Raw genomic sequence first — 21,944 nt, forward strand, 5'->3', positions numbered from 1 at the left:
ACCGACATCGAGGGCCTGGTGTACGAAGGCCGGACCGCGCTGATGGACGAGTACAAGGCCATCTACGCGCAGAAGACCGACAAGCGCACGCTGGCTGAGGTGATCGACGGCGCCGACGTGTTCCTCGGCCTGTCGGCGGGCGGCGTGCTCAAGCCCGAGATGGTGGCGCGCATGGCCGCCAGGCCGCTGATCCTGGCGCTGGCCAACCCGAACCCGGAGATCCTGCCCGAGGACGCCAAGGCGGTGCGCCCGGACGCGGTGCTGGCCACGGGCCGCACCGACTACCCGAACCAGGTCAACAACGTCCTTTGCTTCCCCTACATCTTCCGCGGCGCGCTGGACGCCGGCGCCACGACGATCACGCGGGAGATGGAAATCGCCACCGTGCGCGCCATCGCCGAGCTGGCCCAGGCCGAGCAGAGCGAGGTGGTGGCGCGCGCCTACGTCGGCGAGCAGCTCGCCTTCGGACCGGAATACCTGATCCCCAAGCCGTTCGACCCGCGCCTGATGATGAAGGTGGCGCCGGCGGTTGCCGAGGCCGCCGCCGCCAGCGGCGTGGCGACGCGGCCGATCACCGACATGGCCGCCTATCGGGCGCGCCTGCAGTCCTTCGTGTATGCCTCGGGCGCGACCATGAAGCCGATCTTCGACCTCGCGCGCGGTGCCAGCCGCAAGCGCGTGGCCTACGCCGAGGGCGAGGAGGAGCGCGTGCTGCGCGCGGCGCAGATCGTGGTGGACGAGGCGATCGCGCGGCCGACCCTGATCGGGCGACCCGCCATCATCGCCCAGCGCATCGAGCAATTCGGCCTGCGCCTCAAGGAAGGGGTGGACTACGACGTCGTCAACACCGACCACGACGAGCGCTACCGGGGCTTCTGGCAGACCTACCACGCGATGACCGAGCGCAAGGGCATCACGGTGCAGGTGGCCAAGATCGAGATGCGCCGGCGCCTGACCCTGATCGGCTCGATGCTGCTGCACGCCGGCGAGGTGGACGGCCTGATCTGCGGCACCTGGGGCACCACGGCCAACCACCTGCACTACATCGACCAGGTGATCGGACGGCGCGAGGGCGCCCCGGTGTACGCCTGCATGAACGGCCTGCTGCTGCCCGACCGCCAGGTGTTCCTGGTCGACACCCACGTCAACTACGACCCGAGCCCCGAGGCGCTGGCCGAGATCACCGTGATGGCGGCGCGCGAGGTGCAGCGCTTCGGCATCGAGCCCAAGGTGGCCCTGCTGTCGCACTCCAACTTCGGCACCAGCGAGCAGCCCAGCGCGCTGAAGATGCGGCGCACCCTGCAACTGCTGCACGAGCAGGCGCCCTGGCTGGAGGTGGATGGCGAGATGCACGGCGACGTGGCGCTGGACGGCCATGCGCGCCGCGCCCTGATGCCCCGCACGGCGCTGGCGGGCGACGCCAACCTGCTGGTGTTCCCGGGCATCGATGCCGCCAACATCGCCTACAACCTGCTGAAAACCGCCGCCGGCGGCAACATCGCGATCGGCCCGGTGTTGCTCGGAGCCGCCAAGCCTGTGCACATTCTCACGGCCAGCGCCACCGTGCGCCGCATCGTCAACATGACGGCGATCACGGTGGCCGACGCGAACGGCTGACGGGCGCGCGGCAAGGCGCTCCGCGCGAAGCCGCGCAGCGGCGCCCCAGGGCGTGCACCCGGCTCGCGCCGCAGCACGCGAAACGGGATGGGTAAGCACCCACCAGGCCGTTGAACCTGAAAATGGCAGCGGGATGCGCCCGTCCGTGCCGTCCGCGCCGTGCCAAGCGAGGATGAGCGCTGCGGCTGCGCAGGCGCCTGCACGCCTTGGCACAGCGCGAACGGGCGAGGAGGCCGCGTGCACCGGCATGCCGCGCGCGACGCGCAACGCCGCATGGCGTTGCGGGGGCAGCGGGGACGGGTGCATGGCGCCCTCGCCCGACCGGTGAGCACGATCGAAGCGGCCAGGCGCAATGGCCATGCGGCATTCGAAAAGTGCACGAGCGGTCACCGGCCGGATTCAGGCCGAAGAACCAGGCGCCGACCCGGCGCTCGGAGTCAGTGGGCGCTTGCATTTTTGGCCCGTTTGCGTCACACTTCATTTTTGAGATTTTCGGGTAAACCCGGAGGTTTCCGAACGGTGTTTTTCAGGTTGCGAACTGCAACATCGCCTGCTGCGTCAGCGCTTTCGGCCTTGTTGCTGTGCGCGGGACTGGCTGTCGGTGCAAGCGTTGCCCAGGCACGCGGCCCCGCGACCGGGACCGACGCCACCATCACGGTGGCGCAACTGCCACGCCAGGGCCAGCAGACCTATCGCCTGATTCGCCAGGGCGGGCCATTTCCCTATGACAAGGATGGCATGGTGTTTGGCAATCGCGAGCGGCAGTTGCCCATCATGCGGCGTGGCTACTACCGCGAATACACCGTGAAGACCTCGGGGCTGCGCCATCGCGGTGCGCGCCGCATCGTCTGCGGAGGCGAGGTGCGTACCGAACCCGATGCGTGTTACTACACGAGCGACCATTATTCGAGCTTCAAGAGGATCGTCGAGCAGTGAAAGCCCATGAGCAATTCCAACCGGTGCAACTGAGCGTGCCGGATCAACCTTTGATTTCAGGAAGAACCGCGGAGATGGACCAGCCACTTCGTCACGCCTCCGAGGCGCCCCAGGAGGTGCCGCTGAAGAGCGTGCGCGCCAACATCGTGCAGTCGATCCGCGCCTTCCACGCGCACGACCTGCTGGAGGCGGCGCAGCAGCTCGGCCAGCACTTCCTTTACGTCGACCTGGCGCTGGCGCAGACCAAGCAGGACGTGCTCGAGACGATCGCGGCGCAGTTCGGCTTTCCGGCGCACTTCGGCAAGAACTTCGATGCCCTGTACGACTGCATGACCGACCCGCTGCACAAGAGCGGGCCGCAGCCCGGCTTCGTGGTGGTGCTCGAGCACATTCCGGCAACCGGCAAGTTCGACAAGGAAGCGCGCGAGCAATTGCTCGACATCTTCCGCGACGCCGCCGACTACTGGAGCGACCGCAAGGTGCCATTCCGGTGTTTCTATTCTTTTCTGTAGCCCGTTCCGCATCGATTGGCCAAGCGGAACGGGCGAACGAGGCCCAGGGCGACGGCGCGCAAGCGGGCGCCGACGCCGGCGAGAAAATGCCGACCGACAAGCTGGTCGACATCTCGCCACTGGCGCTGCGCATGAGCAGCCCCTTCAATGCCGGCTACTGGCTCAGCGCCGCCTGACGCCGCCCGATTTGATTTCTGCTGTCACACGCCAAGCCCGCCTCGTGCGGGCTTTTTGCTGGATGCTGCGCGCCGATTGCCCTGCGACCGGTCGTGAATGCCGCGAGGCAACCCCGGACAAGCCCGTCGCGCGGCCCACTGGCGCGCGGCCCAGCCACAGGGCGCACCCGTTCGCGCGGTCCCGAGCCGCACTCGCGGGTGCATCCCGCGGCCGGATTGGGGTCGAACCACAGGCAGGTCGCCCGCATGGGTGCTTCGAGCGCCGCTGCACGGCGGCCGGAGACACTACACTGGTGCGATGTGCGGCGCTGATGGATGCTCCTGGCGAGTCCCCCGGGGTGAGGCGCGAGGCGCATGGACGCCGGAACGGTGGGCCATGCCAGGCCGCGGGGGGCCCTGGATGGATCGCGCGGCAGGCACCTGCGCTGCGGCGTGGCAGTGCTCGCCCGGGGCGCGTCCCTGCGGGCGAGCGGTGCCTTGCCGCGACGGCCCTGTCACCCGTTCATGGAGCATCACCAGAAATGCACACGATACCCGCCTGAACCGAGCCCACCGCCCATGAGCACAGACCTCCCGAGCCCAGACTCCTCGCACGCTGGCGCCGTGCAATCGCTGTCCGAAGCCGAGCTGCGCGCGCGCGTGGTGTCAGCGCTGCGCGAGGTGCTGCCGGCGGACAGCGTGCTGTCGGCGCGCGAACAGATCGTGCCCTACGAATGCGATGGCCTCACGGCCTACCGCCAGCGGCCGCTGGCGGTGGCGATTCCCGACACCGAGGCGCAGGTGCAGGCGGTGCTGCAGACCTGCCATCGCCTGGGCGTGCCGGTGGTGGCGCGCGGCGCCGGCACCGGCCTGTCGGGCGGGGCGCTGCCGCTGGCGCGCGGCGTCACGCTGTCGCTGGCGCGTTTCAACCGCATCGTCGAGATCGACCCGCTGGCGCGCACCGCGGTGGTGCAATGCGGCGTGCGCAACCTGGCGATCAGCGAGGCGGCGGCCGGGCACGGCCTGTACTATGCACCCGATCCGTCCAGCCAGATCGCCTGCACCATCGGCGGCAACGTGGCCGAGAACTCGGGTGGCGTGCACTGCCTGAAGTACGGCCTGACGGTGCACAACGTGCTGAAGGTGCGCGGCTTCACGGTCGAGGGCGAGCCGATCGAGTTCGGCGGCGAGGCGCTGGACGCGCCCGGCTACGACCTGCTGGCGCTGGTGCATGGCAGCGAGGGCATGCTGGCGGTGACCACCGAGGTCACGGTGCGCCTGCTACCGCGGCCGCAGCTGGCGCGCTGCATCATGGCCAGCTTCGGCGACGTGCGCAGCGCCGGCGACGCGGTGGCGGCGGTGATCGGCGCCGGCATGATCCCGGCCGGCCTGGAGATGATGGACAAGCCGATGGTGGCCGCGGCCGAGGACTTCGTGCGCGCCGGCTATGACCTTGACGCTGCCGCGATCCTGCTGTGCGAGAGCGACGGCACGCCCGAGGAGGTGGAGGAAGAGATCGGCCGCATGAGCCAGGTGCTGACGGCCGCGGGCGCCACGCGCATCGCCGTCAGCGAGTCGGAGCAGGAGCGCCTCACGTTCTGGAGCGGCCGCAAGAACGCCTTTCCGGCCAGCGGCCGCATCAGTCCCGACTACATGTGCATGGACTCGACCATCCCGCGCAAGCGCCTGGCGGACATCCTGCTGGCCATCGCCGAAATGGAGCGCAAGTACCAGTTGCGCTGCGTCAACGTGTTTCACGCGGGCGACGGCAACCTGCACCCGCTGATCCTGTTCGACGCCAATGACGCGCAGCAGCTCGAGCGCGCCGAGGCCTTCGGGGCCGACATCCTGGAAACCAGCGTGGCCATGGGCGGCACCATCACCGGCGAGCACGGCGTCGGCGTGGAGAAGCTCAGTTCGATGTGCGTGCAGTTCACCCCGGCCGAGCGGGAACAGATGCTGGCGATCAAGCGCGCCTTCGATCCGGACGGCCTGCTCAACCCCGGCAAACTGATTCCGACGCTGGCGCGCTGCGCCGAGTACAACAAGATGATCGTGCGCGGCGGCCGGCTGCCGTTCCCCGAGCTGGAGCGCTTCTGAAGCGTCCGGCCCTCCCGCCATGAGGCCGCTGCAGGGCTTTGCCTGGCTGCTGGTGCTGCAGCTGTTGGGCGAGGTGCTGGAGCGCGGCCTGGGCCTGCCGTTCCCCGGTCCGGTGATCGGCATGGCACTGCTGATTCCGGCGCTGCGCTGGCCGGCGGTGCGCGAGTCGGTGGCCGACGTGGCGCGCTTCCTGCTGGGCCACCTGTCGCTGCTGTTCGTGCCGGTCGGCGTGGGCGTGATCACCCACCTCGAGGTGCTGCGCGAGCACGGCCTGCGCCTGGCCCTGGTGATCGTGCTGTCGACCTGGATCGGCCTGGCGGTGACGGCGCTGGTGCTGCGCGCGCTGCTGCGCCGCGCGCCCGCGGCAGGAGACGCGGATGCCTGACTTCGTGCAGCTCTGGGTCTATCTGTCGTCGGCGCCGCTGTTCGGGCTGACCGCGACCCTGGTGGTCTACCTGCTGGCGATGGCACTCTATGAGCGCCTCGGCCAGGCCCCGCTGGCGAATCCCGTGCTGTGGTCGATCGTCGTGCTGGGCACGGGGCTGGTGGTCGCGGGCGTGCCCTACGAGAACTATTTCGCCGGCGCCCAGTTCATCCACTTCCTGCTCGGGCCGGCCGTAGTGGCGCTCGGCGTCCCGCTGTGGGAGCGGCGCGCGGTGCTGCAGCGCTCCTGGGTGCGCTTCCTGCTGGCGGCGCTGGCCGGCGGCGCGGCGGCCGCGGCCTCGGCGGTGCTGATCGGCTGGGCCTTCGGCTTGCCGGGCGAGGTGCTGCGCTCGCTGGCGCCCAAGTCGGTGACGGCGCCGGTGGCCATGGGCGTGGCGCAGAACATCGGCGGCGTGCCGGCGCTGGCGGCGGTGTTTGCCGTGCTGACGGGACTGATCGGCGCGCTCTCCGGGCGCACCCTGTTTCGGCTGCTGGGCGTGGGCGAGCAGCCCACCGAATGGATCGCGCGCGGCTTCGCCATGGGCACGGCCGCGCACGGGCTGGGCGCGGCGCGCTCGCTGCAGGTGCACGCCGAGGCCGGCGCCTATGCCGGGCTCGCACTCGGGCTGCAGGTGCTGCTGGCCTCGATCCTGATCCCGCTGCTGGCCCGCTGGCTTTGAAAGTGATCCGCCAGCAGCGGAAGGCAGTGGCGTTCAGCGACGGTTCAGCGTGGAGTCGCAGACTCGCCGCGATTGCCATGCACCCAAGACACTTTCGATGGCTGCCATGGCTGAACCAACCACCGCGGGACTGGCCAAGGTACCCGAGGTCACGCTCGGGTTCTGGCTGATCAAGATCCTGGCAACGACGCTGGGCGAAACCGGGGGCGACGCGGCGTCGATGTCGATGCGCCTGGGCTACCTGGCGGCCAGCGCCATCTTCGTCGCCGCGTTCCTGGCCGTGGTGGCGACGCAGATCCGTGCGCCGCGCTTTCGCCCCGCGCTGTACCGGGCCACCATCATCGCCACGACCACCCTCGGCACCACGCTGGCCGATCTTGCCGACCGCTCCGCTGGGCATCGGCTACGCGGGCGGCTCCAGCCTGCTGCTGGCCACGCTGCTGGCGTGGCGGCTGGTGCTCGGCACCGTGGCAGTGCACAGCGTGCGCACGCCGCAGGCGGAGGGCTTCTACTGGCTGACGATCCTGCGCTCGCAAACCCTGGGCACGGCGCTGGGTGACTGGACGGCCGACGCGCTGGGCCTGGGCTATCTGGGCGCGGCGCTGGTGTTCGTCGGCGTGCTGCTGGCGCGCGAGCGTCCGGCCGCGGCGCCGCATTGACCGGCGCGCCGGATTCGGCGTCAGGGCAAGGCATCTAACGCTGCGGATCGGCCGGCGCGCGCTCGCCCGGGCCGCCGGAATTCTCGGCCACCCAGGCTGCATACACCGGGTCCGCCGCCACCGTCTCGATGGCGTGGATGGCGGGCAGATCGTAGGGGTGGCGCGCGCGGATCGCCGCCTCGACCTGCGGGTACAGGCCGGCCAGGGTCTTGCAGAGCAGGCGGAACTCGTCGTCTTCGTAGATCTCGCCGCGCCAGCGGTAAATGCTCTGGATCGGCTCGATCTGCACGCAGGCGGCGAGTTGCAGCTCGACCAGGGCCTGCGCCAGCTCCTGCGCCTCCTCGCGCGAGCCGACGGTGGTGACCACCAGCCAGGGCAGCGGCGCGGGCATGGCGCGCGCCCCTCAGGCGGCGGTGGGCTGGGGCGCCGGGTAGCCCATGCGATCCAGCGCGGCGGCGAGCTGGCCGACGCTGCGGTCGACGTCGGCCCACTTGTCGAGCCCGAACAGGCCGAGACGGAAGGTGCTGAAGTCCTTGGGTTCGTCGCACATCAGGGGCACGCCCGCGGCGCTCTGCAGGCCCTGCTCGATGAACTTCCTGCCGTTCTGGATGCCCGGGTCGGTGGTGTAGCTGACCACCACGCCGGGCGCCGCGAAGCCCGGGGCCGCCACGCTCGGGAAGCCGCGCGCGGCGAGCAGCGCGCGCACCTTGCGCCCAAGGTCGAACTGCTGCTCGCGCACCACGGCGAAGCCGCGCGCGCGTGTCTCCTGCATGGTGTCGCGCAGATCGACCAGGGCCATGGTCGGCATGGTGGCATGGTAGGCGTGGCTGCCGGTCTCGTAGGAGTGCATGATCTGCTGCCACTTCTTGAGGTCCATCGAGAAGCTGCTGCTGGTCGTGCCTTCCAGCACCTGGAGCGCGCGTGTCGACAGCCCGATCATGGCGCAGGCGGGCGAGCTGCTCCAGCCCTTCTGCGGCGCGCTGATCAGCGCATCGACGCCAAGCGCCCGCATGTCGACCCAGACCGCGCCCGAAGCCACGCAGTCGAGCACGAACAGGCCGCCCACGGCGTGCACGGCGTCGCCGATCTGCTTCAGGTAGTCGTCCGGCAGCAGGATGCCGCTGGCGGTCTCGACGTGCGGCACGAACACCACGCCCGGCCGCTCGCGCGCGACCTGCGCCACCACCTCCTCGATCGGGGCGGGAATCCAGGGCGCCTGGCTGCCGCCGTCGAGCTGGCGCGCCTTGAGCACCGTGATCTGGTCGCCGCGGGTGATGCCGCCGGCCTCGAGGATCTGGCTCCACCGGTAGCTGAAATAGCCATTGCGCACGATCAGCACGCGCTGGCCGCCAGCGAACTGGCGCGCCACCGCCTCCATGCCGAAGGTGCCGCTGCCGGGGATGAGCGCGGTGGCGTCGGCGCCGTAGACTTCCTTGAGCAGGGCGCTGATGTCCTTCATCACGCCCTGGAAGCGCCGCGACATGTGGTTGAGCGCGCGGTCGGTGTAGACCACCGAGAATTCGAGCAGGCCGTCGGGGTCGATGTGGGGCAAGAGTCCGGGCATGGGCATCTCCAGGAAAGGCGTGGGCGTTCGATTGACCGTACTTGTTCGGCCGAAGGCCGATCAGCTTATCACGCACGTCCCGCTACATTAGTGGTCATGGAGATCCCCACGCTCACCCTGGCGTTCGGCAAGAGCCTGTTGTTCACGCTGGCCGCGGTGCTGCCGATCATCAATCCACTGGCCTCGGCGCCGGTGTTCATCCAGCTCACGGAGCACGTCGACCAGCCCACGCGCGTGCTGCTGGCGCGGCGCATCGGCCAGCACGTGATCGAGCTGCTGGTGGGCGCCATGCTGGTGGGCTCCTACGTGCTGCATTTCTTCGGCATCTCGCTACCGATCGTGCGCGTGGCCGGTGGCCTGGTGGTGGCATCGATCGCCTGGAACATGCTGGGCGCGCAGCAGGTCACGGGCGACGACCAGGCGCAGATGGCGCAGTCGGTGAGCGACAGCAACATCCGCATCCGTGCCTTCTACCCGCTCACCTTCCCGCTCACCTGCGGCCCCGGTTCGATCGCGGTGGCGATCACGGTGGGCGCCAGCCTGCACAGCAGCCGGGTGTCGGAGTCCCTGGCCAACTTCAGTGGCGGGCTGGTGGCGATGTTGCTGGTGGGCGCGCTGGTCGCCATCACCTTCCGCTACGCCGCGCGCCTGTTGCGCCCGCTGGGAGCAGTGGGCCAGATCGTGTTCCTGCGCATGATGGCCTTCCTGCTGCTGTGCGTCGGCGTGCAGATCGTGTGGGACGGTGCCAGCGCGCTGCTGCAGGGCCTGTCCGCAGGGTGAGGCCGGCGGGTCGGCGCCGGCGATCGGCCGGGCAGCGCCGCGAACCGACGCGCACCGGACTGCCGCGGCCGTGCGCGCTGCAGCCGCCCCACGCACGCGATCCGCTCACGATGCATCGGGCACCACCCCGCCAGCGCGCAGGTCACGCACCAGGGCCTGGCTCAGGTAATGCGGGCCGTCGAAGGCCAGGATCGGCCAGTCCTGGTAGGCGTCGAGCTGGGGCAGGAACTCCTCCGCCGTGGCGCTGCGGAAACCGCCCTCGAGGGCCGGGCGAAACGCCTCGGCAATGACTTCGACGCGCGCCGCGCCAAGGCGCCGGGTCAGCACCTGCAGGTACTGGCGCGCGACAGCCGCGGTGCGCGCGTGGACGCCCACGCCGTCCTGGAAGAAGACGCCCACGCCCGGAGGAACCCAGCGCTCGATCCAGCGGGCGACCGCATCCGCCCCGAGATTGGCACTGTCGTACACGCTCAGCCACAAAGGCCGAGGCAAGACCGCCAACAGCTCGAACCAGTCGGTCGGCGGGGTCCAGCCCGGGTCGGCCTCGACCGGGAAGTACCAACCGCGCACCCGCAGCGGCCAGACATCGGCAGCAAAGCGCAGGGCGCGGGACTGCACGACCAGCTGGGCCAGGGCGCCGCGCGCGCTGCGCTCGTCGTGCAGGCCGGCAAGTCCGAGAATGACCTCGCCGGCCCAGGGTTCCGCCGCGATGCGCGACCAGTCCGGCAGTTCGGGCTGGAGCGCGAGTCCGACGCCGGGCAGGAAACTGCGGTTGTCGACCGCCGTCCATTGCACCAGCAGGCGCTGGATGCCGAGTGTCGCCCAGTCGCCACGCGGCCGAACCGTGCGTGCGCTGGGTTGCCAGACCATGCCGGTCAGGCGCCGTGTCGGCCGGCTGGACGCGGCTGCGGCCAGCGACCACGGCAGGGTCGCGCTGGCCAGCAGCTGGCGCCGCGTCAGCACCCGGGACGCCGGCCGTCGAAGCAGATCGCCCCGGCCAGGGCCGGGGCGTGCAGGGTCGGCTGTCACCCGATGCGCGTCAGTTGCTCTGGCTGGGGACGGTCCAGGTGAAGCCGAGGTTGTTGATGCCGTCGATGGTCTTCTTGAAGTCGGCGAACCCGGGCGTCCCCAGATCGGGCTCGAGCCAGAATGGATGGAAGAAGAACGAGGCGTAGCCGTCGCGCACCGTCTTGACGTACTGCGCATTGGTGACGATGTCCTGCCACGTGTAGTTGTAGTTGGACGTCGGATCGATCGCGCTGATGTCGTACTCGATGTTGCCCAGGCTCTCGGGCAGCACGCGCTGGCCGTAGTAGTCGGTCTTGATCGGGTAGGGATACATCTGGCCGACCCAGAAGTCCTTGTTCACCGAGGCATTGAAGTCGGGGTTGTCGGCGGTGAAGTAGACCACGCGCTGATAGGTCTTGGCGAAGGTCTGGGCAGCCGCCTTCGAGGCCAGGGCCGAGCCATGGTAGTGCGGCGTCTCCCACGCGGTGGGCGCGTAGCCACCGCTGGCCAGTTCCTGCAGTCCGGCGGCATAGCGATTCTGTGCCCAGGCCAGCGAATCCTCGGCCACCGGCTTGTTGTCGACGATGTTCCAGAATTCGTAGTCGTCGCCGCTCACGCCGGTGTAGAGGTTGCGCATGTTGCTGTACTGATGGGTGTAGCCGTGCATCACGATCTCGCCGCCACGCGCCAGGGCATAGTTGAGCGAGGTCTTGAGGTCACCGGCCTGCGACATCGGCACGAACATCGGCACGTCGCCGTTGTAGGTGCCAAGCGGATCGGCGTAGTACGGGATGGTGGCGACGGAGAACGGGATCTGCTTCTGGTGCAGGTAGTCCGTCAGCGTCTGCATGGCCGAGACGCTGACCAGGGCCCCGACATCCTCCAGGCGCACCATGGCCTTGTGGTCCTCGGCATGCTCGATGCCCAGCATGTCGTGCAGCACGTCGGCCAGCACCAGGTAGCGGTCGCGTGGCCCGATGTAGCTGAGCGGCAGGTCGGCCACGTACCAGAAATTGCCCGAGCGCACGATGTAGGGCGCGCTCTCGCCGGTCTTCGGATTCGACATCGGCACCAGGCTGGCGGCCTTGGCCGGATCGGTGATGCCGACGACGCCGACATCGGGGTCGGCCGCCACGGCACCGTTGTCGTATGCGTAGTACTTGACGAACGGCAGCGACTTGTAGGTGATGGTGTCAAAGAAGCCGGGCGCCGGATCGGCGGCCGTGGGCAGGGCGTTCAGGCCGCGCAGACCGTTGAAGCCGAAGCCGAAGCGGTTCTGGAAGTCGTAGTTGGCGTCCCAGGCCATCTGCCACAGGTTGTACTTGAACCAGACCACGGTCTTGTCGGTGGTCGTGACGTCGGCCATGAAACTGGCGGGAACCGGGTTGTCGTAGTAAGAGCCGAGATAGAACGTGGCGTCGTAGTTGTTGACCTGGCCGGCCACGTAGTCCTGCACGGGAACCATGTCGACGCTGCTGTCGAAATGTCCGAGCAGGTTGCGCAGCATGATGGCGTAGGCCATGCCGAGCTTGCTGAACGTCTGGCCCTGCGGCGCATCGTAGAGGACGAGGGTGCGCGGCGCGGCCTGCACGCTGGCCGGGTTGGCCGCGGCAGGCTGGGCACGGACCACGGTTTGCGCCGGCTGCGCGCGGGTCAGGCGCTGCAGCGATGACAGGGAGTTGGTGCGCTTGCCGACCTGGGCCGATGCCGGCAGGGTCAGGCACAGGGCCGACAGGGCGGCGACGAGGCAGGTTGTGGTTTTCATGATGTGGATCCTCCAGGCGTGCAATGGGTATTTACTTGAGATGGCGCTTCGGTGGCGCGCCGGCATCCGCCTTGCCTGCGCCGTCGGCATGAGCGTGGCTGGACTCGCCGGCGTTGCCGCGCAACTGGCCATGCTTGTGCGCCCGCTCGGCCCGCTGCTTTTCCACTGGCGACTCGCCCAGCTGGACCTTGATCAGGTGCGAGCCAGGCGGTAGGGGCGGAGGCACCACGCGCCCGGCGCTGGCGGCAACGCTGAACAACAGCATCACGGCGGCCAGGCCGGCGCGAAGCCCATGGCGTGCATCGATTCTCATGATCCTTCTCCTTTCAATCTTGAAACCCGTTCCGGACATGGGGGTGTCGGCCAGCGCTTCGGTCAGTAGTTCAGGGTGAGGCGCAGGAACACGCCCTTGCCACGGGCGTCGCCACCCAGGCGCGCCCGGTACTGCAGCGACACGTCGAGATAGGACTGCGGCGCGCGGTAGCGGTCTTCGCGGAACCAGTAGCGCATCGCCATGCCGACGCCGGCGCCGCGCGCGGTCTTGTGCCCATGCGCCAGGCTGGAGTCATGGTCTGCAGCCAGCACCACGTGCGGGAACAGCACCAGCCGCGAATCCGCGGCGCCGGCCTTGATGCTGCGCCCCAGGTTGGCCTCCACGGTCGCATAGGTGCGATGGCTGTCCAGGAAGCGCCCGGCCTCGGCGTAGACCTGCGCCGTGAGCCAGGACGGGCGATCCAGGCGCAGGTCGGTGCCGTGGGTGTAGGAATAGCCGGCGCGCAGCAACCAGTCATTGATCGACTGGCTGCCGATCTTGACGCGACGCTCGGCGGCCAGCACCAGGTTGGCCTGGGCAAAGGGCTTGACGCGCAAGCCCAGCATTGCCTGCGTGGTCTTGTGCCCCGAGAGCGCATCGCCCTCGGCCCAGGGCGTGTGGAAGCCTCCGCCGTAAAGCTCGTAGAAACTGCCGTCCCGATAGCCGGCCGGGCGCCAGGACAGCTCGAGGCCCGCCTGCAGGGTGTCGTCGGTGGTGCTGGAAGGCACGCCTCCCAGTGGACTGCCGGGCGACAACCCGCGAAAGCCGAGCGAGGCCACCAGGCCCCAGGTGCGCGAGCGGTCGGCGATCTCGCGCCGTGTCTCGAACAGGCGCTGCGGCGACAGCGCCAGGCGCCCCTCCTCGGCCGCATCGACTGCGCGCTTGAAATAGTCGACGGCCTCGTCCGTGCGTCCCAGGCGCGCCGAGGCATAGCCGGCATCAAGCACAGCGTGCTCCGGCAACTCGCCCTGCTGCGCTGCGCGCGCGAAGGCCTGGGCTGCAGCGGCATCGTCGCCGACGCGCACCGCCAGGTAGCCCGCGTCGGTGTCGCGCAACTCATGCATCAGCGGTGAGTTGCGCGCGGCGTCGAAAACCGCGCGCGCGCGCTGCGGATCGCGCGGCAGCAGCAGGTCGATCTCGCTGGCGACCGAGAGCCGCGGATCGGCGAGCGCGGCATCGGCATCGGCCTGGGCGCGCTGCGGTTGCCGCAACCGGTGATGCAAGGTGCTGCGCAGCGCCAGCAATTCAGGCTGCGGGTCGGGCGGCGCGAGAAAGTCGTTGGCCGCGTCGAGGGCGCGCTGCGTCTGGCCGCTGGCCATGAGGCTGCGCACGTACAGCAGCCGGTAGCGTGCGTTGCCGGGCGCACGCTCGACCGCCTGGCCTGCCTGGGCCACGGCTTCGCCATAGGACTGGGCACCATAGGCACGCACGGCGGCGTCGGCAAACGCCGCGCCCGGGTCTTCGGGCGCCTCGCCGGGCCACAGCTCGCAGTAGGGCGCGTGGTCCGAACCGACGCACACCACCTTGGGTGCGATCAGCGGCGGCGCCACCACGGGATTGGGCAGCATGCTGCGCTGCGCGGCCGCCCGCGCCTCGCGCAGTCGGCCCTGGACTGCGGCGTCGCTGACGGCGGGCAACGCGGCCAGCAGTTGCTCGGCGCGCTCAGGCTGGCCCGCCGCCAGCGCGGCGTCGGCCGCGATGAGCCGTGCATTGCGCGCCAGCGCCGGGTGGTTCGGTGGATGCGCGAGCGCGCGGTCGTAGTCGCTCGCCGCGTCGGCGTTGCGCCCCAGGCGCTGGCGCGCGTGCGCTCGCAGCAGGCGGATGTCGGCCTGATCCATGGCGGGCCGATCCAGCAGCGCGTCAGCCGCGCTCTCGAGTTCGGTCCAACGCGCCGTGGCCGCCAGTGCGCCGAGCCACTGCACTTGCTGCGCCACGTTGGACGGGGCGAGCTCGGCACCCTGGCGTGCCCGTTCGAGGGCGGCAGCCAGGTCACCGTCGGCGCGGGCCCGATTGGCGGCCTCGAAGCGTGCGTAGGCGTCGCGCTGGCGCGCCTGCTGCGCGAAACCCGCCAGCGTGGTGTCGGTCGGATCGCCCGCACGCACCACGGCCTCGGTCTCGTCCCAGGCGCCGGTTTCAAGCAGCGCGTAGGCGAGCAGACGCCGATAGTCACCGTTGTCGGGCGCCAGGCGCACAGCCTCGCGTGCCGTACGGGCAGCCGCCTCGAAGTCGCCTCGGGCACTGGCCTTGTAGCCCGCGTCGGCCAATTCATACGCTGATGCGGATCCGGGCCTGGGTCCGGTGGAGCGGATCGGGCCCGGCCTGGCGGTGGACGCGCGCCTGCCGCGGGCCACACGCGTTGCGCCACGGCCGCGGCTGCGTGCATGCGCGACCTCCGGGGCGCTGGCGACAACCGCGGGCGCCGCCACCGGCGTCGCGTCGTTCGACGTCGGCTCCGATGCGTCAGGCTGCGAACGGGTGGCGGCATGCTCGACCGCGGCGGGCGCGAACGGGCTGGTCGCCAGGGGCGGTGCCGCATCAGACGATTCGGATGCGACCGGGGCCGCTCGGGGGGACGAGGTCAGCTCGGCAGTCGCAGCGACCGATTCCGCCGGCGCGACCGATTCCGCCGACGCGACCGGTTCCGCGGGCGTGGGCGCCAGCGCGGCCAGACTGGCGCGCAGCCCGGCGTCGTCGGGCCGCCTGGCGAGCTGTGCCTCAAGCAGGCGACGCGCCTTGTCGAGATCGCCAAAGCGCCGGTAGGCATCGGCCAGATAGCCTGCGATCACCGTGCTGTCGGGCGCCAGCCGCAAGGCCTGCTCGAACTCCTGGTAGGCACGTGTCCGGTTCTCGGCGCGGATCGCCTCGAAACCCTTCTGCAGATGCGGATAGACCAGAAAGCGGGTGTAGCCGGAAATGCCCGGGCCGAGGTCCAGGGGCTGCGTCCAGGCAGGAGCAGCCGCCAGCAGCAACACCAGCGCAAGGGCGGCGGGGGTCAGCGGTTTCATGGGAGTTCAGTGGCCAACCGCCCACTGCCAATTCGATGCGCGCGCGTGGCCGGCGAACAACTCACGCACCGGCGGCTGCAGCCTCTGCTGCAGAGCCAGCGCCTCATCAAGCACTGGCTGCGCCAACAGGCCGCGCTCCACCATGAACTCTCCGAGGCGGGCGCGCGTCTTGGCGTGCTGGATGAGCACCGACTTGAGGGCCGCAGGCTCGATGTGACCGAGCGCGCACAGAATGTCGCCGAGCAGGAGTTGGCCACCGGCGTAGACGCGCCACACCAGGTCGCTGGTCTGCGGCGTGGCGCTGGGGGGCGCGAGCGGGGCGACGACGCCGGCGCGCAGGGCTTCGGCATCGCTGTCGGCGGCGTACCAGCGGCGCAGTCCGACGGTGACCTCGCCCTTGGGCACGATCACATAGCTGACCGCGCGGCCCAGCTTGCGCCCGATCGCCGCCAGCGCCACCGGGTCGAGATAGGATTCGCAGGCCAGCACCAGGGTGTCGTCTTCGACGCGAATTGGCAACACGGCATATTGCAGCGCCACCGCCGCTGGAACGGCAGCCACCAGGTCCGGGTTGGCGCCGCGACTGTCGAAACGCTCCCAGGCCACATGGAACTGCTCGGCCACGGCGGCCGCCAGTTGCTCGGGCGTGATCAGGCCACGGTGCACCAGCAGGGCGCCCAGTCGCAGGCCGGGCTCGGGCTGGGCGAGCGCCTCGTGCAGCTGCTCCTGGGTCAGGGCCGACTGGGCCACCAGGATCTGCCCCAGCGGCTCGTGCATGCCCCGCTCCTCGCCCAGGGTCGGGAAGTCGTGCTCGGTCTTGGCCCAGGCGATGCCACGCACGTCCTGGGCCTGCAGGGTCTGCTTGAGCGCGCGCCAGTTGGCGAAGAAATTGATCACGTTGCCCCACGCCAGGCGCGGCACCGAGAGCAGGCCCTGCGCCAGGCCGTAGTAGGACGTGACGAAATAGACGCGCTGCAGGGCACGGTTGCACAGCAGGGCCAGGTTGGCCACCAGCAGCAGGGCCAGCCAGGCGCTGTCCTCGAAGATCGAGAGGAAACGATAGCTGTCCGGCACCAGCCGCTGATAGAGCCACAGGCCCACCAGTTGCAGCAGCACCAGGGTTGCCAGCAGGCCGGCGAAGTTGGTGATGACGCCCTTGCGATCGCGCCACAGGAAGTAGTTGAGCCCCCAGTTGCGCGACCAGCCCATGGTCTTCGTGCCCTGGTAGATGATGCCGATGATCCAGCGCGACTTCTGGCGGATCGCGGCGCGCGCGACCGAGGGAAAGTACTCACGCACGCAGACCGTGCTGAGTTCGCGCGCGCTCTGGCCGAGGCGTCGATCCGCGGGCGCACGCTGGCTGCCGGTGCTGCGCGGATCGGTCGGAAAGCGCACGAACACCTCCTCCATGCCCATGCCCTTCAGGCGCAGGCCGATGTCGTAGTCCTCGGTCAGGCTGCGGATGTCAAAGGCCGTGCCCTTGCCGTGGGTCAGCAGCGCCATCACCGCCTTGCGACTGAAGCAGGTACCCACGCCGGCGCTGGGCACCTGGCCGACCAGGGCCTCGCGCACCAGCAGGTCCTTGCCATGCGTCTCGGCGAATTCGTCGAGGTAATGGCAGCTGGTGAAGTCGGTCCAGGGCCGCGGCAACGGATAGACCGGCAGCTGGATCAGGTCCTTGCGTCCGACCAGATGGTTGAAGACGCGCAGCTCCATCGGGGAGAGCACGTCCTCGGAGTCGTGCAGGATGAAGCCGGCGAACTCGATGCCGGCGCGCTCCTCGAACTGGAAGATGGCGTCCAGCACATTGTTGAGGCAATCGGCCTTGCTGGTGGGGCCGTCGCGCGCCCCGACCACCTTGTGCACGTTGGGGAAGCGCGCACACACCTTCTCGACGTCCGACTGGGTCTGGGGATCGTTCGGATAGGTGCCGACGAAGATGTGGTAGTTCTCGTAGTCGAGCGTGGTTGCCGCCAGTTCGGCCATGCGGTCGATCACGCCATGTTCCTGCCAGGCCGGCACCATGATGGCCAGCGGCTTCTCGTCCTGCGCCTCGAGCTCGGAGGGTGCCATGCGCGCGTGGCGCCGATACACCGTCAACCGACGCCAGAGACGCCGGCTCCAGTAGACCAGGTCGATGAACAAGTCATCGAGGCTGCTGATCAGGATGATCACCGCCAGGACCAGAGCCACGGCCTTGAGGCCGTAGAGGTAGGCGGAGACGTAGTCAACCCACCACATCCGCGCGCTCCCTGGAGTCGGGCATGGTGGCGGCGCGCAGGCCCAGCTCGGCGGCAAGATGGCCAGCGATCTGCTGCGCCGCCGTGCCGTCGCCGAACGGGTTGCCGGCGCGCTGCATGCGCTCGAATTCCGACGGGTCACGCCAGAGCCGGCGCACGTGCTCCAGAATGGCTTGCGCCGAGGTGCCGACGATGGCGGCGCAACCGGCCTCCAGCGCTTCGGGCCGCTCGGTCTCCTCGCGCAGCACCAGCAGGGGCACTCCGAAGGTGGGCGCCTCTTCCTGCAGGCCACCGGAATCGGTGAGCACGATCCAGGCGTCGCGCAGCGCCTGCTGCATGTCCAGGTAGTCCAGCGGCGCGGTGAGCGTGACGTTGGGCAGGCCGGCCAGCAAGTCGTGCACCGGCCCGCGCACGACCGGATTGAGGTGGACCGGGAACAGGATCGGGAGCTGTGGCAGTTCGCGCGCGATGGTGGCGATGGCGCCGCAGACGCGCTCGATGTCCGCACCCCAGTTTTCACGACGGTGCATGGTCACCAGCAGGTGGCCGCGGCCGCTGGCGCGGCGCTCGACGCCGCGATTGGCGCAGACCCATTGCTGGGCGTCGACCACGGTGTTGCCGGTCACCCAGACACGCTCGTCCGGCACGCCCTCGGACAGCAGGGCCTGACGCGCACGTTCGGTCGGTGCGAAATGAAAGCGGGCGATGCGCCCGACCATCTGGCGCAGGCCCTCTTCCGGGAACGGGCGTCGCAGGTTGTAGGTGCGCAGGCCGGCCTCGACATGGGCCACGGGCACGCCGTTGTAGAACCCGGTGAGGGCGCCCAGGAAGGCACTCTCGGTGTCGCCCTGCACCACCACCGTGGCCCACTGCTCGCGCGCCAGTACGGCGTCCAGCTGGCGGCGGCAGCCGAGGCTGAAGTCCAGCAGCGATGCACCTTCGCGGGTCAGGGTGATGTCCGGATGGATGCCGAAGTTGTGCAGGATCTGGTCCGCCATCTGCGCGTGCTGGCCAGTGTGCAACCATGCCACGCGCGCCCACGGCTGGCGCTTGAGCTCGTGATAGAGGGGGGCGAGCTTGATCACCTCGGGGCGCGTGCCGCAGACGATCAGGATCGGTGCTGGCGCGCCGATCGCTGCGGGAAGCATCAAGGTCCGCGCGTCCATCACAGCAGCTCCGAGTCGGCCCAGACCGACGACGGGCCACCGTCATCGAAGGCCGGCGGCATTTGCAGGTCGACCGTGAACACGATCTCGCCGTCGAAGCGGCCAACGCCGAGAGACCGCATCAGGGCCTCTTCCTGTTCGGGCGTTTGCAGGCGCATGAAGCAGATCGCCTGCCGGCGGCCTTCGTGCACCGCGGTCAGGATGTCCAGACGCTTGAGTGCCCCATACCCGGCGCTCACGTCCGCGACCCTGGACTTGAGCATGGCCACGTCGCTGCACGGGCCCAGTTGCGCAGATACCCCCATGGAAATTCCTCCTCCCTGCCGACCCGCATGCGTTGCGGGTGTCCTGATGTGTCAGAGTATTTCCGGACCGAGTCGGCTTGCCAATTCATCGGGCTGGGGATGAATGGGTACCCAGGCAGCGGTCAAGAATCCACCGGTCCCCACGGCAATCGATAATTTCTGGCTATTTGTAAATATTTGCGACATATGTCGCCATTGGCAAGAGGTGGCTCTCGCGTGCGGATGACCGGGATCGCGCGTGCCCGATGGAGCCGGATCGCGTGAAGCTCGGCATGCCGTGGACTGCGCGCCATCCGCTGCGCGATGTTGCACCTTCCCGTCAGAGGGGGCGCCACCACCGGCCGGAGAGAGTCCGGCCGCGGCCGCCGCTGGCATGGCCGGCTGCGCGGCCATCCCAACAGAACCGTTTCATGCGCTGCGGGTAGCGCAGCTTCAGGGCGCCAGCAGTTCCAGGCGCAGGCTCAGCGCACGGGCGCCAGGATTGGCCTTCACGATCCAGTGCGACCCATCGTTCGACAGCGTCGCGCCGGCCAGCTCGACGGGCTCGGCGTAACGGTCCCTGGGCAGCAGCCAGACCATGCCATCCAGGCGGTCCGGGTGGGTCGCCGTCAGGCGCTGCGTGCCGTCGACCAGCAGCGTCTCGGACCATTCGACGTCGCTGCGTGCCGTCATGAAGTCGGCCAGCCGCTCCATGGTGTACCAGCGCAGGTGCCGCGTGCCCTGGTCGTGAACGTAGGCCAGCAGGTCTTCAAGGACGTCCACCCATTCGAGCGCACCGGGCGGGTGCGCGTAGACCATGCGCACGGTGTTCTGCGCGACGGAAAAGTCGGCCAGGGCACGGTACCAGTCGGTGACCTCCTGCGCTGGCAGATTGAACTCGGAGAACTCCTCGAAGGTGGCGTAGTTGCCGAACGGCGTCACCGGCACCACCCACAGGCTGGGCGTCAGGAGCTGGTTGTCGCGGTAGTGGCGGGTCACGCCCAGGCCAGTGTGGCCGGCGAAGTAGGCGGCCACCACGCCCTGCTGCTCGAGCCACTGCATGGCCCAGACCGGGTTGTTGCCCTGGGGCGCGGAGTAGTCGCGGCTCGGGCGGCCAATGGCGGCATCCACAGCCTCGCGATTCCATTCCAGATATTGCAGGAAGTCGGCCTCGTTTTCCTCGTTGGCCCGAAGTCCATAGTAGTCGTGGATCCAGCCACCGTGCGATCCGACGGCGTGACCCTTCGCCACCATGCGCTGCAGGAACTGCTGCGCCACCGGATTGGCGCGCAGGTCGAAGCCCAGGCCGTCGCCCGGCTCGATGGCATCGGGTCCGGCCGTCATGTGGATCGAGAACGGGCCGTGGTCATACACGCCGCGCCTCTCGAGCGCCAGCATCGGCTCCTGCGCATCCATCGAGTCATGGTGCCAGTTGAACACCAGGCCGGCAACGCCGTCGGGCATGCTCGACAGGCGCGATGCCTTGAGCACATGGCGCACGAAGTAGTTCAGGTAGCCGTGCATGGGCAGCGCGTCGGTCCGACCCTTCAGGTAGGTCAGCGGAGTGTTGACGAACAGCACCTTGCCGGCGCCGAAGGCATGCACGCCGGCGACCAGGCCGAACTGCGGCGAGCGGGTGAGCACCGTGCCGCTGTAGTCGCCCTCTGTGACGTAGCTGTGGTAGGCCAGCGGGCCCCGCAGGTAACCACTGTAGGCATGCTCGGCGCTCGCATCGGCCGCGTCGACGCCCGCCTTGAGGACAATCGGCCGGGCGCTGGGCGCTGCCTGCGGCGCCAGGCGGCTGGCAGCCGCGGGCGCTGGGGCCCGGATCGTGCGCCCGAGGTCGATCCGGGGCCCCGGCTGCCGGAACGCAAGCGCCGCGGACCGGGCCTTCGGCAGCGAACGCGACGGCTGCGAGGGCTCGGAATACTGCTGGGGATCGAACGCCCGCACGCCGCCGGGGTCGTCCGTGCTCACAGGGACATAGAGGGCTTCGCCCGGGGCCAGCCCCAGGGCATCGAGCAGGGGCGCCGCGTCGTCGTCCGACGGCGGATAGGGCACCGACTTGCCGGGTGGCACCAGCAGCTCGCGCAGGGTGCCCACCGGGCCCACCACTGGGCCGAGGCCGGCGACCTGGTCCAGGTACTTGTCATAGAGGATGTAGTCGACACCGGCCAGGTCGCTCAGGCGCGAGGCGGGGATCGGGTAGGTTGGCTCGCCCGCGGCGCTCTCGACCAGGGCCGCGAAGTCATAGACCAGCATGGTGCGGCCACCGGCCTGGGTGTAGCCACGGATGGCCTCCACCAGCGCATCTCCAGCCAGGTTATGGATGGTGTCGGGCAGCACCAGGCCGCCGTAGCGCAGCGCGTCCTCGGTGCCGAGAGCCAGGAATTCGGTTGCCGTGACCGGGCGCATGCGGGCGCCGACCTCGGACGCGGCATCGAGCCAGGCGCCGACGCGCGCGTCGCCGAGCGCCAGGGTGTCGGGGACCAGCAGCAGCAGCAGGTCCGGATCGACCGGACCCAGCGCCGTCGGCGGCACGGGTTCGGGCTGGTCATTGCCTGGGCCGCCATTTTCCGGCGGCAGCGGCGGCTCCTGGCCACCCCCACCACAGGCCGCCAGCATGGCGGCCAGCAGGATCGCCAGAAGTGCCAAGCCGATCCGGCGCCAGCTGGCGCCCTGGGTGCAAATCAACATCCGCAATGTCCTCGTGTACCAGCCTGGCACTGCGTGGGCG

The 21,944-nt window shown here is 69.5% G+C and carries 17 protein-coding genes and 1 pseudogene; 8 read left to right on the forward strand and 10 right to left on the reverse strand.

The features are described 5' to 3' along the window. From PKA16_RS12235 to PKA16_RS12265, 7 genes and pseudogenes are all read left to right on the forward strand, one after another. Window positions 1–1,617, forward strand: a 1,617-nt coding sequence (locus tag PKA16_RS12235) for a phosphate acyltransferase (protein ID WP_324403510.1), incomplete at its 5' end; no start/stop codon positions are given. 591 nt (window positions 1,618–2,208) lie between these two features. Then, window positions 2,209–2,553, forward strand: a complete 345-nt coding sequence (locus PKA16_RS12240) for a ribonuclease domain-containing protein (protein WP_324403532.1) — start codon at window positions 2,209–2,211, stop codon at window positions 2,551–2,553. A gap of 74 nt (window positions 2,554–2,627) precedes the next feature. Further along, window positions 2,628–3,065, forward strand: coding sequence for a barstar family protein (locus PKA16_RS12245; RefSeq protein ID WP_324403511.1), 438 nt, complete (start codon window positions 2,628–2,630; stop codon window positions 3,063–3,065). A gap of 734 nt (window positions 3,066–3,799) precedes the next feature. Next, the gene (locus PKA16_RS12250; protein ID WP_324403512.1) at window positions 3,800–5,320 is read left to right on the forward strand and encodes an FAD-linked oxidase C-terminal domain-containing protein; all 1,521 of its coding nucleotides are present in this window, start codon (window positions 3,800–3,802) and stop codon (window positions 5,318–5,320) included. Window positions 5,321–5,339: 19 nt separating this feature from the next. Beyond that, on the forward strand, window positions 5,340–5,705 hold the full coding sequence (locus PKA16_RS12255; protein WP_324403513.1) for a CidA/LrgA family protein: 366 nt from the start codon (window positions 5,340–5,342) through the stop codon (window positions 5,703–5,705). Further along, complete coding sequence (locus PKA16_RS12260; protein ID WP_324403514.1) at window positions 5,698–6,423, forward strand: LrgB family protein; 726 nt, start codon at window positions 5,698–5,700, stop codon at window positions 6,421–6,423. Before PKA16_RS12255 ends, PKA16_RS12260 begins: the two co-directional genes overlap by 8 nt. Before the next feature lie 106 nt (window positions 6,424–6,529). Continuing rightward, window positions 6,530–7,049: pseudogene (locus PKA16_RS12265) on the forward strand (hypothetical protein); the annotation flags it as partial. Between the two features lie 67 nt (window positions 7,050–7,116). Here the strand turns inward: PKA16_RS12265 and cutA are convergent. Both cutA and PKA16_RS12275 read right to left on the reverse strand, forming a co-directional pair. Beyond that, window positions 7,117–7,473 (reverse strand): divalent-cation tolerance protein CutA, encoded by a 357-nt coding sequence (gene cutA / locus PKA16_RS12270; RefSeq protein WP_324403515.1) that lies wholly within the window; start codon window positions 7,471–7,473, stop codon window positions 7,117–7,119. 12 nt (window positions 7,474–7,485) lie between these two features. Continuing rightward, window positions 7,486–8,646 (reverse strand): aminotransferase class V-fold PLP-dependent enzyme, encoded by a 1,161-nt coding sequence (locus tag PKA16_RS12275; RefSeq protein ID WP_324403516.1) that lies wholly within the window; start codon window positions 8,644–8,646, stop codon window positions 7,486–7,488. A gap of 96 nt (window positions 8,647–8,742) precedes the next feature. Between PKA16_RS12275 and PKA16_RS12280 the strand changes: the two genes are divergently transcribed. Next, window positions 8,743–9,426, forward strand: a complete 684-nt coding sequence (locus tag PKA16_RS12280; RefSeq protein WP_324403517.1) for a MarC family protein — start codon at window positions 8,743–8,745, stop codon at window positions 9,424–9,426. Between the two features lie 105 nt (window positions 9,427–9,531). Here the strand turns inward: PKA16_RS12280 and PKA16_RS12285 are convergent, their stop codons facing one another. The 8 genes from PKA16_RS12285 to PKA16_RS12320 form a co-directional block, all read right to left on the reverse strand. Then, window positions 9,532–10,389, reverse strand: coding sequence for a hypothetical protein (locus tag PKA16_RS12285; RefSeq protein ID WP_324403518.1), 858 nt, complete (start codon window positions 10,387–10,389; stop codon window positions 9,532–9,534). Window positions 10,390–10,465: 76 nt separating this feature from the next. Then, window positions 10,466–12,199 (reverse strand): DUF2334 domain-containing protein, encoded by a 1,734-nt coding sequence (locus tag PKA16_RS12290; protein WP_324403519.1) that lies wholly within the window; start codon window positions 12,197–12,199, stop codon window positions 10,466–10,468. Window positions 12,200–12,230: 31 nt separating this feature from the next. Beyond that, window positions 12,231–12,512 carry a hypothetical protein gene (locus tag PKA16_RS12295; protein ID WP_324403520.1) on the reverse strand — a complete coding sequence of 94 codons (282 nt, stop codon included), beginning with the start codon at window positions 12,510–12,512 and terminating at the stop codon, window positions 12,231–12,233. Window positions 12,513–12,574: 62 nt separating this feature from the next. Continuing rightward, window positions 12,575–15,517, reverse strand: coding sequence for a tetratricopeptide repeat protein (locus tag PKA16_RS12300; RefSeq protein WP_324403521.1), 2,943 nt, complete (start codon window positions 15,515–15,517; stop codon window positions 12,575–12,577). 6 nt (window positions 15,518–15,523) lie between these two features. Next, the gene (locus PKA16_RS12305) at window positions 15,524–17,758 is read right to left on the reverse strand and encodes a glycosyl transferase family protein (protein WP_324403522.1); all 2,235 of its coding nucleotides are present in this window, start codon (window positions 17,756–17,758) and stop codon (window positions 15,524–15,526) included. After that, a complete protein-coding gene (gene wecB / locus PKA16_RS12310; RefSeq protein ID WP_324403533.1) occupies window positions 17,745–18,905 on the reverse strand; it encodes a UDP-N-acetylglucosamine 2-epimerase (non-hydrolyzing) in 1,161 nt (386 codons plus the stop codon). The genes PKA16_RS12305 and wecB overlap by 14 nt, the downstream gene beginning before the upstream one ends. A 17-nt stretch (window positions 18,906–18,922) precedes the next feature. After that, complete coding sequence (locus tag PKA16_RS12315; protein ID WP_324403523.1) at window positions 18,923–19,228, reverse strand: RNA-binding protein; 306 nt, start codon at window positions 19,226–19,228, stop codon at window positions 18,923–18,925. A 432-nt stretch (window positions 19,229–19,660) separates the two neighbouring features. Further along, entirely contained in the window at window positions 19,661–21,904 is a 2,244-nt protein-coding gene (locus tag PKA16_RS12320; RefSeq protein ID WP_324403524.1) for a polysaccharide deacetylase family protein, read from the reverse strand. Window positions 21,905–21,944 lie beyond the last annotated feature (40 nt).

The sequence above is a fragment of the Ottowia sp. genome, assembly GCF_035325765.1.
Lineage (GTDB): Bacteria > Pseudomonadota > Gammaproteobacteria > Burkholderiales > Burkholderiaceae_C > Ottowia.